The organism is Tangfeifania sp. (genome assembly GCF_055108615.1).
On sequence record NZ_JBSQIC010000009.1, the window covers coordinates 29,077 to 43,401 of the forward strand.

Annotated in this window: 11 protein-coding genes; 6 read left to right on the plus strand and 5 right to left on the minus strand. The window is 44.3% G+C overall.

Annotation, left to right across the window (positions count from 1 at the left end):
- Positions 1-2 precede the first annotated feature (2 nt).
- Genes ACTCNA_RS03565 through ACTCNA_RS03580 form a run of 4 tightly spaced genes read left to right on the plus strand, consistent with a single transcriptional unit; the run spans position 3 to position 6,691 of the window.
- A complete protein-coding gene (locus ACTCNA_RS03565; RefSeq protein WP_462946520.1) occupies positions 3-845 on the plus strand; it encodes an alpha/beta hydrolase in 843 nt (280 codons plus the stop codon).
- Between the two features lie 19 nt (positions 846-864).
- Positions 865-3,333 carry a glycoside hydrolase family 95 protein gene (locus ACTCNA_RS03570; protein ID WP_462946521.1) on the plus strand — a complete coding sequence of 823 codons (2,469 nt, stop codon included), beginning with the start codon at positions 865-867 and terminating at the stop codon, positions 3,331-3,333.
- A gap of 17 nt (positions 3,334-3,350) precedes the next feature.
- Complete coding sequence (locus ACTCNA_RS03575) at positions 3,351-5,117, plus strand: glycoside hydrolase family 43 protein (protein ID WP_462946522.1); 1,767 nt, start codon at positions 3,351-3,353, stop codon at positions 5,115-5,117.
- Positions 5,118-5,119: 2 nt separating this feature from the next.
- Positions 5,120-6,691, plus strand: coding sequence for a glycoside hydrolase family 43 protein (locus tag ACTCNA_RS03580; protein ID WP_462946523.1), 1,572 nt, complete (start codon positions 5,120-5,122; stop codon positions 6,689-6,691).
- Positions 6,692-6,765: 74 nt separating this feature from the next.
- On the opposite strand, the gene ACTCNA_RS03585 is transcribed toward ACTCNA_RS03580, so the two are convergent.
- Complete coding sequence (locus ACTCNA_RS03585; protein ID WP_462946524.1) at positions 6,766-7,851, minus strand: DUF6051 family protein; 1,086 nt, start codon at positions 7,849-7,851, stop codon at positions 6,766-6,768.
- A 314-nt stretch (positions 7,852-8,165) separates the two neighbouring features.
- Between ACTCNA_RS03585 and ACTCNA_RS03590 the strand changes: the two genes are divergently transcribed.
- On the plus strand, positions 8,166-9,014 hold the full coding sequence (locus ACTCNA_RS03590; RefSeq protein WP_462946525.1) for a LytR/AlgR family response regulator transcription factor: 849 nt from the start codon (positions 8,166-8,168) through the stop codon (positions 9,012-9,014).
- Positions 9,015-9,069: 55 nt separating this feature from the next.
- Here the strand turns inward: ACTCNA_RS03590 and ACTCNA_RS03595 are convergent, their stop codons facing one another.
- From ACTCNA_RS03595 to ACTCNA_RS03610, 4 genes are read right to left on the minus strand one after another with little or no spacing between them, the layout of a single operon-like run.
- Positions 9,070-11,211, minus strand: a complete 2,142-nt coding sequence (locus ACTCNA_RS03595; RefSeq protein WP_462946526.1) for a xanthine dehydrogenase family protein molybdopterin-binding subunit — start codon at positions 11,209-11,211, stop codon at positions 9,070-9,072.
- Positions 11,208-11,690, minus strand: a complete 483-nt coding sequence (locus tag ACTCNA_RS03600) for a (2Fe-2S)-binding protein (RefSeq protein ID WP_462946527.1) — start codon at positions 11,688-11,690, stop codon at positions 11,208-11,210. The genes ACTCNA_RS03595 and ACTCNA_RS03600 overlap by 4 nt, the downstream gene beginning before the upstream one ends.
- Positions 11,691-11,696: 6 nt before the next feature.
- Complete coding sequence (locus tag ACTCNA_RS03605; RefSeq protein WP_462946528.1) at positions 11,697-12,287, minus strand: nucleotidyltransferase family protein; 591 nt, start codon at positions 12,285-12,287, stop codon at positions 11,697-11,699.
- A complete protein-coding gene (locus tag ACTCNA_RS03610) occupies positions 12,280-13,371 on the minus strand; it encodes an XdhC family protein (RefSeq protein ID WP_462946529.1) in 1,092 nt (363 codons plus the stop codon). Before ACTCNA_RS03610 ends, ACTCNA_RS03605 begins: the two co-directional genes overlap by 8 nt.
- A 133-nt stretch (positions 13,372-13,504) precedes the next feature.
- Between ACTCNA_RS03610 and ACTCNA_RS03615 the strand changes: the two genes are divergently transcribed.
- Entirely contained in the window at positions 13,505-14,314 is an 810-nt protein-coding gene (locus tag ACTCNA_RS03615) for a Rossmann-like domain-containing protein (RefSeq protein ID WP_462946530.1), read from the plus strand.
- The last annotated feature ends 11 nt before the right edge of the window (positions 14,315-14,325 follow it).

Genomic DNA, 14,325 nt, shown 5'->3' on the forward strand with positions numbered 1-14,325 from the left:
CTATGAAGAAATTAATTTCTGTAATTTTCCCCCTTTTTATAGGCATGCTTGTTAATTCACAGGAAATAACAGAACCTGCCCAACCGGGTTACGACTCAGTTCGTTCCAATATTCCTCACGGGAACATCGATACCGTTACGTATTTTTCGAATACTGTAGGCAACAACCGAAATGCTGTTATTTACACTCCACCCGGATATTCCAAAAATGAAAAATATCCTGTGTTATATCTTCTGCACGGAATTGGCGGCGACGAATTTGAGTGGTTAAATGGCGGTCAGCCGCAGGTTATTTTCGATAATCTGTATGCCGAAAACAAACTGGAACCCATGATTGTGGTAATGCCCAACGGCAGGGCCATGAAAGACGACCGGGCCACCGGAAATGTTTTTGCTCCTGAGAAACAGGAAGCATTTGCGAATTTCGAAAAAGATTTGCTGAACGATTTGGTTCCTTTTATTGAGAAAAATTATCCGGTGATTAAAAACCGCGAACACCGGGCCATTGCCGGTTTGTCGATGGGTGGTGGGCAGTCGCTCAATTTCGGGTTGGGCAACATGGATAAATTTGCCTGGGTTGGCGGATTTTCATCGGCACCCAATACCAAATCACCAGAAGAATTACTGCCCGATCCCGATGCCGCAAAAGAAAAATTGAAGCTGCTCTGGCTGTCGTGCGGCGATAAAGACGGGCTCATCGATATCAGCAACCGAACAAGCAATTACCTGAAAGAAAACGACGTTCCGCATCGTTATGAAGTTTACGACGGAAACCACGATTTCGGGGTTTGGAAAACAAGTCTCTACAAATTTTCACAACTACTATTCAAACCAAAAGATTTATAATCTAATAGAATTTTTACGAATGAATCAATTTAACTCAGTGCTATTAGTAATTTGCATTTTACTCTTCAACAACCCGTTGCATGCAGCAAAGGGAGGCAAACTGAAACTGTGGTACGATAAACCGGCCAGCAACTGGAACGAAGCCCTTCCGGTTGGCAACGGCCGTTTGGGCGCCATGGTTTACGGCGATCCGGCAAACGAAAAAATTCAGCTAAATGAAGAGACATTCTGGTCGGGCGGCCCTTCGCGCAACGATAATCCGGATGCGCTGAAAGCGTTGCCGGAAGTACGCCAGCTCATTTTCGACGGCAAATACCACGAAGCTGAAAAAATGGTTAATGAAAACATGGTCACCGGCTTGCACGGCTCCATGTACCAGGTGGTTGGAAACCTCAACCTCTCTTTTCCCGGCCATGAAAACTATACCGCCTATTATCGCGAGCTGGATATTAAGAAGGCCGTTTTTACCACTACTTACCAGGCAGATGAAGTAACATACAGACGGGAAGTTTTTGCATCGCAACCCGACCAGGTGATTGTTGTTCGGTTAACTGCCGACCAACCGGGTAAAATAACTTTCAGGGCAGGAATGGATGGCGCTTTGCAAAAATCAATAAAAACTCTCGACAACCACACCATTGAAATGACAGGCCTTTCGGGAACGCACGAGGGAGTGCAAGGAAAAGTTAAATTCAATGCCCGAAGCAAAATAATTAACACAGGCGGTTCGGTTTCCACAGAATCAAATGAAGTAAAAGTCGAGAATGCCAATGAGGTGGTAATTCTTATTTCAATAGCTACCAACTTTGTCGACTACAAAACACTAACTGCCAATGAGGCGGAGAAATGTGCCGGCTTTCTGAAAAAAGCCGAAAACAAATCTTACGATGATTTAAAAGCCAGCCACATTGAAGCCTATCAAAAATATTTCAACCGGGTAAGTCTCGATTTAGGTACTTCTCCAGAAGCCAAATTGCCTACCGACATACGAATCCGGGATTTCTCCCAAAACCATGATCCGGAACTCGTTTCATTGTATTTTCAGTTTGGACGCTACCTGCTCATTTCGAGTTCGCAGCCCGGTGGCCAGCCGGCCAATTTACAGGGCATCTGGAACGAGAGCACTCATCCGGCATGGGACAGCAAATACACCATCAACATCAATACCGAAATGAATTACTGGCCGGCCGAAAAATGCAACCTGCCGGAAATGCACGAGCCGCTGATTCAAATGGTGAAAGAACTTTCTGAATCGGGCCGGCAAACCGCACAAACCATGTATGGTGCACGTGGTTGGGTAACCCATCACAATACAGATATTTGGCGCATTTCGGGAGTAGTAGATGGTGCTTTCTGGGGCATGTGGCCCATGGGAGGTGCCTGGTTGTCGCAGCATTTATGGGAAAAATACCTGTACAGCGGCGACATGGAATACCTCGAATCTGTTTATCCGGTGCTGAAATCGGCATGCCGGTTTTACCAGGATTTTCTCATTGAAGATCCAACCAACAACTGGCTGGTGGTAAGCCCTTCTGTTTCTCCGGAAAACGCCCCAGCCGGCCGCCCGTCGATTTGCGCCGGGGCAACAATGGACAACCAGATTCTTTTCGATTTATTTACCAATACCATAAAAGCAGCCGAGTTACTTGGAAAAGATAAAGCTTTAACGAAAGAGTTCCGGAAAATAAAAGACCGTCTGCCGCCCATGCAAATAGGGCAATACGGACAATTACAAGAGTGGATGCAGGATTTGGACCGCCCCGACGACAAACACCGCCATGTTTCACATTTGTACGGACTGCACCCCAGCAACCAAATATCACCCTACACTTCGCCTGAACTGTTCGATGCCGCCCGTACTACACTCATCCACCGCGGCGATGTATCAACGGGCTGGTCGATGGGTTGGAAAGTAAATTTCTGGGCACGGCTGCTCGATGGCAACCACGCCATGAAACTGATAAAAGACCAACTCACTTTGGTTGGCGAGGAAAGTAACCGCGGTGGTGGCGGGACCTATCCCAATTTTTTGGATGCCCATCCCCCGTTTCAAATCGACGGTAATTTTGGCTGCACCGCGGGAATTGCCGAAATGCTGATGCAAAGCCACGACGGGGCCATTCATTTTCTGCCTGCCCTGCCCGATGACTGGGAGAACGGTAAAATTTCAGGTTTGAGGACCCCGGGTGGTTTCGAAGTCAGTTTTTATTGGGAAAACAGTGAAGTTCAGCAAATTGAAGTTAAATCGAACCTCGGTGGAAATTGCAGGATTCGTGTTCCAAATGAAATGGCGATATCCGGCAGCAATTCACTGATACCGGCAACCGGGGAAAACCGAAACCCGTTTTTTGATACTCCTGAAATCAAAAAACCACTGATTTCAGAAGCAGCTAAGCTGAATCCGGTAAACCTGGCTCCAACAAACCTGTACGACATTCAAACCGAAAAAGGGAAAACATACACCTTGATAAACAAAAAAGGAAAATAAATTTAAACTATACAACCATGAAAAGGAATAGGATTAGTTCAACATTCGTAAAAACAAACCCAATCCACTTACTGGTGGCTGTTTTTACATTCTTGTCATTTTCAGCATTTAGCGGAAACGGAATTTTTTCGGGCGGAAATCAACCCCAAAACACACCCGTGTTCACCCAATTTGTTTACAAGGGGAACGACCAGGTTTATAAAAACCATCCACTGGAAGAAGATGAATTTTACAATCCCATTCTGCAAGGATGTTATCCCGACCCTTCCATCGTCCGCAAAGGCGACGACTATTTCATGGTGCATTCATCATTTGCCATGTTCCCGGGCGTGCCAATTTTTCATTCGAAAGATTTGGTGAACTGGACACAAATCGGGCATGTGCTGGAACGGAAATCGCAGCTCAAAGTACACGACACGGGAATCGCTGCCGGCGTGTATGCACCCGCCATTAAATACAACCCGAACAACGATACGTTTTACATGATTACCACGCAATTTGCTGGTAATTTTGGAAACATCGTGGTGAAAACAAAAGACCCCCTTGAGGGCTGGAGCGACCCGTATAAACTCAATTTCAACGGGATTGACCCTTCGCTTTTTTTCGACGACGATGGCAAAGCTTACGTGGTGCACAACGATGCCCCGGATCAAGGAAAAGAGCTGTATAACGGCCACCGGGTGATAAAAATATGGGATTACGATGTGGAAAACGACCAGGTAATTGCCGGCACCGATAAAATTATTGTGGACGGCGGGGTGGACATTTCGGAAAAACCAATTTGGATTGAAGCGCCACACATTTACAAGAAAAACGGCCGCTACTATTTAATGTGCGCCGAAGGAGGCACCGGCGGCTGGCACAGCGAAGTGATTTTTGTGAGCGACAATCCGCGCGGCCCCTACAAACCGGCTGCCAACAATCCCATTCTTTCGCAACGGTATTTGAATCCCAATCGTGCCAACAAAGTGGATTGGGCAGGCCATGCCGATTTGGTGAAAGGCCCCAATGGAGAGCAGTATTACGGTGTTTTTCTTGGAGTTCGGCCCAACGAAAAAGAAAGGGTGAATACCGGTCGCGAAACATTTATCCTTCCGGTTGACTGGAGCGGCGAATTTCCGGTTTTTGAAAACGGTTTAATTCCGATGGAACCCAAACTGAAAATGCCCGAAGGTGTTGAAAACAAAACCGGTCAGGACCGATTTTTCCCCAACGGGAATTTCACTTTTACCGAAGATTTTTCGTCGGAAAAGCTGGATTATCGCTGGATTGGAATGCGGGGGCCGCGTGAAAATTTTATTTCGGTTACTTCAAACGGACTGGAAATAACTCCGTTCGATACAAACATAAAAGCTGTTGCGCCAATTTCTTCCCTTTTTCAAAGGCAAATGCATAAAAATTTCTCAGCAACCGCCACAGTGAACTACAAACCGGAATCTGAAAATGATTTGGCCGGTTTGGTATGTTACCAAAGCGAACGGTTCAACTATGTTTTCGGGATTACAAAAAAGAATGATTCGTATTTCCTTCTTCTTGAAAAAACTGAAAGAGGAGAATCCGAAATAATTGCAAGTACCCACATTGACGTTAACCAACCAGTTCAGTTGCAGGTAAAAGCCGACGGCGATGATTACCTGTTTAATTATGCCATTGGTGAAGACGATTTTCAAAACCTGGGAGGTACCGTCTCGGGCGATATCCTTTCCACCAACGTGGCAGGAGGATTTACCGGAACTTTAATCGGATTGTATGCAACTTCAGCTAACGACGCTCAACCTGAATAGTTATGAAAACACCTGTTTTAATTCTGATTAGCCTATTAACACTCGTTTACGAAAATTCAGTTCTTGCACAAAACCGTGCGAAAAATCCAATCATTCACGCCGATGTACCCGACATGTCGATGATTCGTGTGGGCGATACGTATTACATGAGCAGCACGACTATGCACATGAGCCCGGGTGTACCGATTATGAAATCGAACGACCTGGCTAACTGGGAAATTATCAACTACTGTTACGACACACTTGAGGATGTGGAAGCGCTGAACCTCGAAAACGACAAAAATGCTTATGGAAGTGGTTCCTGGGCGAGCTGCATCAGGTACCACAACGACACCTATTACGTAAGTACGTTTGCCGGCACCACCAACAAAACGTACATCTATTCAACCAAAGACATCGAAAACGGGCCGTGGAAAAAGATTTCGTTCAGTCCGAGCTATCACGACCACACCATTTTTTTCGATGATGACGGGAAAATTTACATGATTTGGGGCGTTGGCCAGTTGATGATGATTGAGTTGAAAGAAGACCTTTCGGGCGTGAAAGAAGGAACCGGGCGGGTTCTGATTGAAAACGCCAGCGAGCCGGCAGGCGACAATATCATGCTGCCTGCCGAAGGATCGCAGCTTTTTAAGGTGAACGGCAAATACTACCTGTTCAACATCACCTGGCCACGAGGTGGTATGCGCACCGTAATCATTCATCGCGCCGATAAAATTACCGGCCCGTGGGAAAGTCGGCTGGCTTTGCAGGACCGGGGCATCGCGCAGGGTGGATTAATTGATACGCCTGATGGTGCCTGGTATGCTTACCTTTTCCGCGATTACGGTTCGGTTGGACGCATTCCGTACCTTTCTCCGGTAACGTGGGAAGATGGCTGGCCGGTATTGGGATCCGACGGGAAAGTGCCTGACGAGCTGGACCTTCCGGCAAGTAAAGGATTAATTCCGGGAATTGTGGCATCCGACGATTTTAAACGGAAAAGGGGAGAACCCGATTTGCCGCTGGTGTGGCAGTGGAATCATAATCCCGATAATAATTTTTGGTCGGTTACCCGCCGAAAAGGATTTTTGCGCCTCACAACCGGACGTGTGGACAACAACTTTCTTCAGGCTAAAAATACGCTTACCCAAAGAACCACCGGACCTGAATGTTCCGGTTCAACAGCAATCGATGTATCGAACATGAAAGAAGGTGATTTTGCCGGGCTGGTTTTGTTGCAAAAGAAATATGGACAGGTAGGGGTGAAGTACGAAAACGGCGAAAAAAAAATTGTGATGGTCAGCGCGCAAACCGAGGAGCCTGTTGAAGTTGAAAGTCTGTCGCTTGAACAGAAAAAAGTTTACCTGAAGGCGGAATGTGATTTCAGAAACCGAAAAGATGTGGCTGATTTCTTTTACAGTCTCAACGGAAAAAAATGGACAAAAATCGGCTCGCAACTGAACATGGAATACACGCTTCCGCACTTTATGGGATACCGTTTCGGGCTGTTCAATTTTGCAACCCAAACAGCCGGCGGGTATGTTGATTTCGACTGGTTCCGGGTAAACGACAGCATATCAGGGATGAACTGAACTCCCTCATTGGTAAATGCACACCAAAAACCCAGCTGACAGTTCCTGCCAGGTGTTTTATTTCAGGAAAAGGCTCAGGCAAGAAACCCGGCACCTTTTTTAAATACCTTATTGAATGCGGATTCCAGCTCATTGTGATCAATCCTTCCATTTTCCGGGAAGGGTGATTCATGCGAGTATTCAAACGGAAAATCCATCACTTCAAAACATTCGCCTGCCCTTTGTTTTCCCATGCAGGCCTCTACTCCACCAAAAGGCATCACTTTATCTTTTAAAAGAGAAATACCCGCAATCCTGTGTTTTTGACTTTCAAAGAATGTTTCCCTCTTATTTCGGTTTATATCAGGCTTTATCATTGAATTAAAAGACTGAAACAAGATATCATTCGTATTCCTTCTCGATAGCTGCCGGTTATGGACCGTTCCGAGCCAATTTTCACAATAAAATTTCAACAACAGGTTATAGGCCTGTTTATCCATGATATATTTCGATTCTCCATACATATTACCGAAAATTGCCCCACCACAAAAAATGAAAAGGCGCGATGCAGAAAACAATTTCCCCGGATTGGCCATCAAAAGTATTTCGGCCAAAAATGAACCAATCGAATAGCCAAAAAAATCCATAGTTGTTCCTTTACTAAAAAGCGGGTGCCTCCCATTTGAGATTTGTGAGGCCAACCGAAAAATATCTTCAATTGTCTGTACTCCTGAATTATAGAAACGAAGCGGCTCTTCCGTCAATCGCTCACTCATTGCCGCGTTGGCAAAACTTAATGAGCTGAAATCCCCTTCCGTCCTTTTTCGTTTTTCAATTAACCGGGTCATCTTTCTCGGATCGCTCCATTCAGAAGGCCTTCGGTTAATATGAAATGCAATAGGAAAAAGAATTACCGGTTTGCGTGTCGAGGCAGCCAGGTATTCAGCCCAGGAAACGTATTTCTCCCAGCTCTGTTCATTTAGTCCGTGAAGCAACATAATACACGAGTTGTTAATGCTGTTAACCGGAACAATTACAGAATAATGAAAATACCGGTTTTCTGATATAGTAGAATCATAAGACAGGAATTCATTTTCCCGGGCTACATCAGTGGTTGAAAATTCAGAGTGAAACGAAAAATTCAATGTTTTCAATGCGGGCTTCCTTGTGAAATTTTTCATCAGCACCCGCTTTGAAAATTTATTTTGAACCACTGGATATTGTTTTGTTTGCATAACTTTTCTTTTTGAGCGAACAAAAACAGATTGTTCCGCTACAAATAAAAGCCGGCAAAATTCCCTGTGCAAAATAATGGGTCTTACGCCCCTGAAAGGGGAGAAAATCGATTTTACAGGGACAAAATGAATTTATTTGGGGTGAAATCCGATGAAAGAATAATAAAAATGATTGCACAAAGGACGCGAATGGGCTACCTTTACAATGCCATAAAACACTTTTTGCATTTTGCAGGATAACAACAATTTTTCAATAAAAAATGAATCAAAAAATTCCGGAATACTTGTATGAAAAAGGGAATATCACAAGGTTGATAATCTACACCGCTTTGTTTGCCCTGATTTTTATAAATATTTATCAGCCCTTTGATTCGCGCAACTGGTTTCCGGTATCAGAAGAAATGTTTCTGGTTTTTTCGAGCCTGGTAATTCTTACCGGCGTTTTGGTTGTACTAATAAGCAGGGTTATCATGTACCACTATGCCCGTCGCAACGGGCTCTTTTTTTGGCAATATGCATTATGGATCCTGACCGAAATTTTTGCCATGTCCATGTTTTATACGCTTTTCCAAAACATTGTACTGGATGACCAACGGCTTTTCAGCGATATGTTGCGGCAATCGATAATAAACACATCACTTGTGTTGCTGCTTCCCTATTCCATATTATGGCTGTACTTTGCCCTGAAAGACCGGAATAAAAAGCTGGCCACACTGAGCAACAAAGAGATGGAAGAAGGGCATTCCGGAAAACAAATGTTTAATTTCAGGGATGAAAAGAAAGAACTCAGGTTTTCGGTTGTTGGTAACGAAGTACTTTGGATTGAAGCAGCTGACAATTATGCAAAAATATATTACCAAAACAAAGGTAAAATTGCCACTTTCATGATCAGAAATACGTTGAAAAAAATTGAAAATGATTTTACCGCCACTTCTCTTGTGCGCTGCAACCGTTCGGTCATTGTAAATTTCGATCGGATTAAAATTCTCCGCAAAGAACAGGAAGGTATTTTTCTGAGTCTCGACTATGAATCTGCACCCGATATCCTTGTTTCCAAAACCTATGCCGACAAAGTTTTGATGCGATTTTCAGAACAGTACTCCGGTTAGTTGGCAGGACCACCATTCCAGCCAATTTTCTGCACTGCCACGAACAAGCAAAAGGTTATTTTTTCATTGCCTCCAAAACGCGTTGAGATGTTAAAGGCATTCGGAAAACACGGGCACCACAGGCATCGAAAACGGCATTGGCAATGGCACCGCCCACCGAAATAATGGCGGGTTCGCCACCTCCCTGTGGTGGTTCGTCCATTGCATCCACGTAAACCGATTCTATTTTTTCAGGAATCATTGAAAATACGGGCAGTTGGTAATCGTTAAAGTTATCGGCTTTCACTTCGCCCCAGTCAAATTCAATGTCTTCGGTAAGTGAATAGCCCAACCCCATGTTCACGCATCCTTCAGCCTGAATATCGGCTCCGGCTGGATTGACAACCTGCCCCATATCCTGGCCAACCACGGCACGGATTACTTTCACCTCGCCCGTTGATTTATCTACATTCACCTCCACCATAATGGTTACAAAAGTCCCGGCATCGAAACCAACGGCAATGCCTTTGCCATGACCTTCAGGAAGAGGTGCCGGCCAGTTAAACTTATCGGCAGCCACTTTTAACGAACGTAACGCCCGCTTGTCGCTAATGTTTTTCAACCGAAACTCCAGCGGATCCATCCCAATTTTATGCGTCATGATATCGATATGCGATTCGCGGGCAAATGTGTTGGTTGGATTGCCCGGTGCACGCCATGCACCTGTACCAAACGGATGGACATTCTCACCTGTGTAAGTTGTGGTTATATGATTCGGAACACCATAAAACGGGTCTGTTCCTCGCGAGCCGGAGCAATAAGCGTTAAAATCGAAATAAGTCATCATGCCGTCGTTTTTCATTCCCGATTTGATTTTCACCACTGCCGCTGCACGAAACATGTCGTACATGAACTCTTCTTCACGTGTCCACATCAGCTGAATAGGCGTACCTGTCATTTTCGCGGCAATCCGGGCAGCTTCAATTGCCTGCTGGTTATAAATTTTGCCACCAAAACCACCCCCTAAAAATATTTGTTTCAAATGCACTTTTTCGAGGGGCAAATCAAGTTGTTCTGCAATTTGCTGGCGGGTACCGAAAGGCGTTTGCGAGGAAGCCCACATGGTTATTTTCTCATCTTCAAAAATGGCAGTTGCGGCATGAGTTTCGATCGATGCATGGGCTTTGTACCCGTCGTGAAATTCTTCATCAAAATGAATGTCGGCTTCTTCCTGTCCGGTTTCCAAATTGCCCCCGCTGTGTTCCACTTTCCCGTTGGTTGCCGTTTCAAGAATGTGTTTAAAAATGGTTTCATTGTCAGCTTTCGAAGGTTGCGTTTCCCAATTTGTATCAATGGCATTTACTGCTTCTCCTGCTTTTTCAGGATGGGCATGCAAAGCCACAATAAAGTCGCCATCTTTCAGAATGGTTACTCCATCCATTGCTTCAGCTTTTGAAGTATCGGAAGAAACCAGTTTTGCGCCATGTGCCGGCGGCCTCACAATCCGCGCATACAACATTCCCGGGAGCTGAATATCGGCAGCATAGAGTGCTTTCCCTGTTACTTTTTCGAGGGCATCTCTCCGCAGGTAGAATTTTCCGATATAGTCAAATTCCGAAGGTGTTTTTAATTCGGGTTCGCCATCAAGCGCACGGACAATTTTTTCCCCTTTTGTCAATTCTTTATAATGAACACTTTTGCTTTTATCGTTTTTTGCAAACACCTTCCCATCAGAAGCCTCCAGCTGATTTGCAGGAACTTCGAGTTTTTCAGCAGCCAGTTCGATTAAAACCAGCCGGGCTTCGGCAGCAGCAGCGCGGATAACCGGCCCGTGAAACCGGGTTGTCATCGACCCCCAGGTTCCTGCATCATAAGGAACCAGGTCGGTGTCGCCCATAATCATTTTTACATCTTCAAGTTTCACTTCCAGCTCGTCGGCCAGTTCCTGCGCCAGCGAGGTATTGATGCCCTGCCCCATTTCAATTTTACCGGTGAAGCAGTCCACTTTCCCGTCTTCGCGCACCCTCAGGTAAGCATTGAATTCAGGAAAATCCTCATCACCGGACGATTTCAGGCCTTGTGCAAAAGCCATTTTGCTGAGTGAAAAAACGATGATGATCCCGCCGCCCAGTTTTTTGATAAACTCCCGCCTGTCAAATTTCACGGGGGGAGTATTTACATCTCTGAAATAGTATTTTTCAATTTTATCTGGTTTCATAGTTTTGGCTCTCCTTTCATCATTTTTGACGCTGATTCAACTGCTTCTATTATCCGGGTATGGGCTCCGCAACGGCAGAGGTTTTCTTCCATCCCATTCAAAATATCCTGGTGCGAAGGCTCGGGGTTTCGTCTCAGTAAACCCACTGCATTCATAATCATGCCCGGGGTGCAGTAACCGCACTGGAATGCATCGTGATCGACAAATGCCTGCTGGACCGGGTGAAGCTGGCCATCATTTTCGAGGCCCTCGATGGTTGTAATCTGCGCATCCTGAATATCATCGAGATAAATGCTGCAGGAGCGCACGGGGTCGTCGCCCCAAAGAACGGTGCACGAGCCGCAATAACCGAGGCCGCACCCGTACTTTGTCCCTGTTAAGTTGAACTGTGTCCGCAACGCCCAAAGGAGCGAGGCATTCCCTTCATAAGTTGCTTCCACTTTTTCTCCATTCAGTTCAAACTGAACTTTCTTTTCCATATATTTTCAGTTTTTATTGGTTTCAAAATCATAATCGACGGGAGTATCAATATCACGGAGTATTTCCGGCCTTCCGCATTCTTCTTCATGCACATCGGCACTGAATTTTTCCATCAACTGTCTTAATCCTTTTTGGGGATCAAGCTGCTTTATTTCCGTACGGTATTTCATATCAATTAAAACGGGATGTCCCCTTTTCCCTTTGTAAACAGGAATGACTATTCCTCTTCCTGATTTCTTATATGCATTAATTACCTTAAAAGTTACGTCGGTTGTAATTTGCGGCTGATCGCCTAAATATATGAGTGCTGCTTCTGAACTTTCAGGTAATGATTCAATACCGCAAATAACCGATGAAAGCATTCCGGTCAGATGATTCCGGTTTTCTACCAATTTTACGTGAAATTTACTAATTTCTTTTGAAATTTCCTCGCGGTTTGCCCCAAGTACCACCGTAATATTTTTTTGCAATGCAGGAACAGCCCGGCTAATTACTGTTTCAATGATGGTTTTCCCATTGAACGGCAGCAGTAGTTTTTGCTTTTTCATCCGTGTGGATGAACCGGCAGCCAGTACTATGCCCCAGATTTCATTCATTTTCATTGTATAACCGATATCTTTCCTGAACCAGCTGGGCTGCAATGCTGACAGCTATTTCCTGTACTGTTTTTGAATTGATATTCAGGCCAATGGGGGCATGAATTTTATCCCATTGTTCCGCGGTAGCCCAGCCTTCTTTTATAAATTGTTCTCTTACCTGTACAATTTTTTTCCGGCTTCCAATCATACCAATATACCCAGTGCCGGTACTAATAAACTGTTTCAATACCTCCGAATCATTTTTATGGCCCCGGGTTACAATTACAATAAAAGTATCTGCCCCAGGAGTTATTTTTCCAAGTGTATCAGCCAGGTTCCCGGACAGTAAATGATCCGCATCCGGTATATTTTCATAGTTGGCATATTCAGCTCTGTCGTCCCAAACTGTCACTTCAAAATCGAGCAGTTTACCGATATGTGCCAGTACTTTCCCAACGTGTCCTGCTCCGGCTATTAACAAGCGGGGTAACGGCACAATACTTTCCAGAAAAACGTAATTATCTTCGAACAGCGGTGAAGTATGACGAACGATTTCAGCGAATTTTCCCTTTTCAGATTTTTCGAACATGGCATTTATTTCCTGTTTCAGGCCAGTATCAAACCTGCTATCGATCAGTTCAGTATTGTCTTTTTCAACCCAAAACCATTCAATTTCAAAATTTCCCTGAGAATCTGTCCCGGCCATTGTAACCAGCACTCCTGGCACTCTTTTTTTTAATGATTTGGTTAACGCGCTGAAAACCGGTAAATGCTTTTCAGGAGTGGCATCAACCAGAATATTCATTCCTCCGCCGCAAATAACCGAATCTTCGGCATCAATTTCGTTATTGAGATCAAACCGGTAGTATCCCGATTTTTTTGTTTTCAGGGCCTCAGCAGCTTTTTTTTGTATAATAAATTCAACATTGCCCCCTCCAACCGTTCCTTCCAGCAAACCATCCACACCAAAAATGGCCGAACTGCCCGGCTTTTGAGGCGTTGAGCCATGCGTTTCAACTACTGTTGCCAATACACAGTTTTCATTTATTTGAAGGTGCTTTGCGAGTGCGGGATAAATATATTTTCTGTTCAGGTTTTCCATCTTGGTTTTTGTATTTTTTTACTAATTAGGAAAAACAATATTGCTTTAATTTCAAACAGGTTAAGCATTCTAAATTAATAAAAATGTTGAATTAAAGAAAATTCTTTTATTTTGCCCTATTGAAGTAATTGACATGATTCTGGAAGAAACCATAAATTTCCTGAAAGAAAATTACACTGATTACATTGGGAGTTTAAGTATAACCGATGTAAGGATTGGTATTTTCATGACGGCAATTGAGCTCTCCGATGGCTCAGTGGGTGTTTCGGGAACAATAACACCATCAATCTCAGCGGTTCATTGTAAAAAAGAGAACCGTGATTTTGGAGCATTTACACCTAACCAGATAACAGGCAAAGAAGTTACCGAACTTTTAAACACTCCCAAAAAGAACAGCTTAACCGACACCTTAAAAGTTGCTGCGCTAAATGCTGTTTCTTCAAAAATTTTGGAACATTCCAGCTACCAGATAATCAAAAATACCGACCCTATTGATTTGGTTGATTTAAGCACTCCGCAAACAATTACAGTGGTTGGGGCTTTTCAGGGTTATATCAGTAAAATCTCATCTTCGCCAAACCGGCTGTTTGTTCTGGAATTTGATGCGCATGCCCTTAATGATAACGACAAAAACTATTTTGTGCCGGCATCAGATTTCAAGAAAGTATTGCCCGTGTCGGACACAGTAATTATTACCGGGCAAACAGTGCTAAACAACACTATTGATGAGCTTTTAAAATGGGCAAACCCGGGGGCTGATATTATTGTCACAGGTCCGTCGGGCAATTTTATTCCCGATGTTTTGTTTGCAAACAATGTAAAAATAGTTGGGGCTTCGAGAACCACCCATCCTGAATTGATGTTAAAGCTGGCAGGTGAAGGTGGAACGGGTTACCACATGTTTAAGTACTGTGCCGAAAAAATCTGTATTTTAAATGAATAGTATCGGTTGCA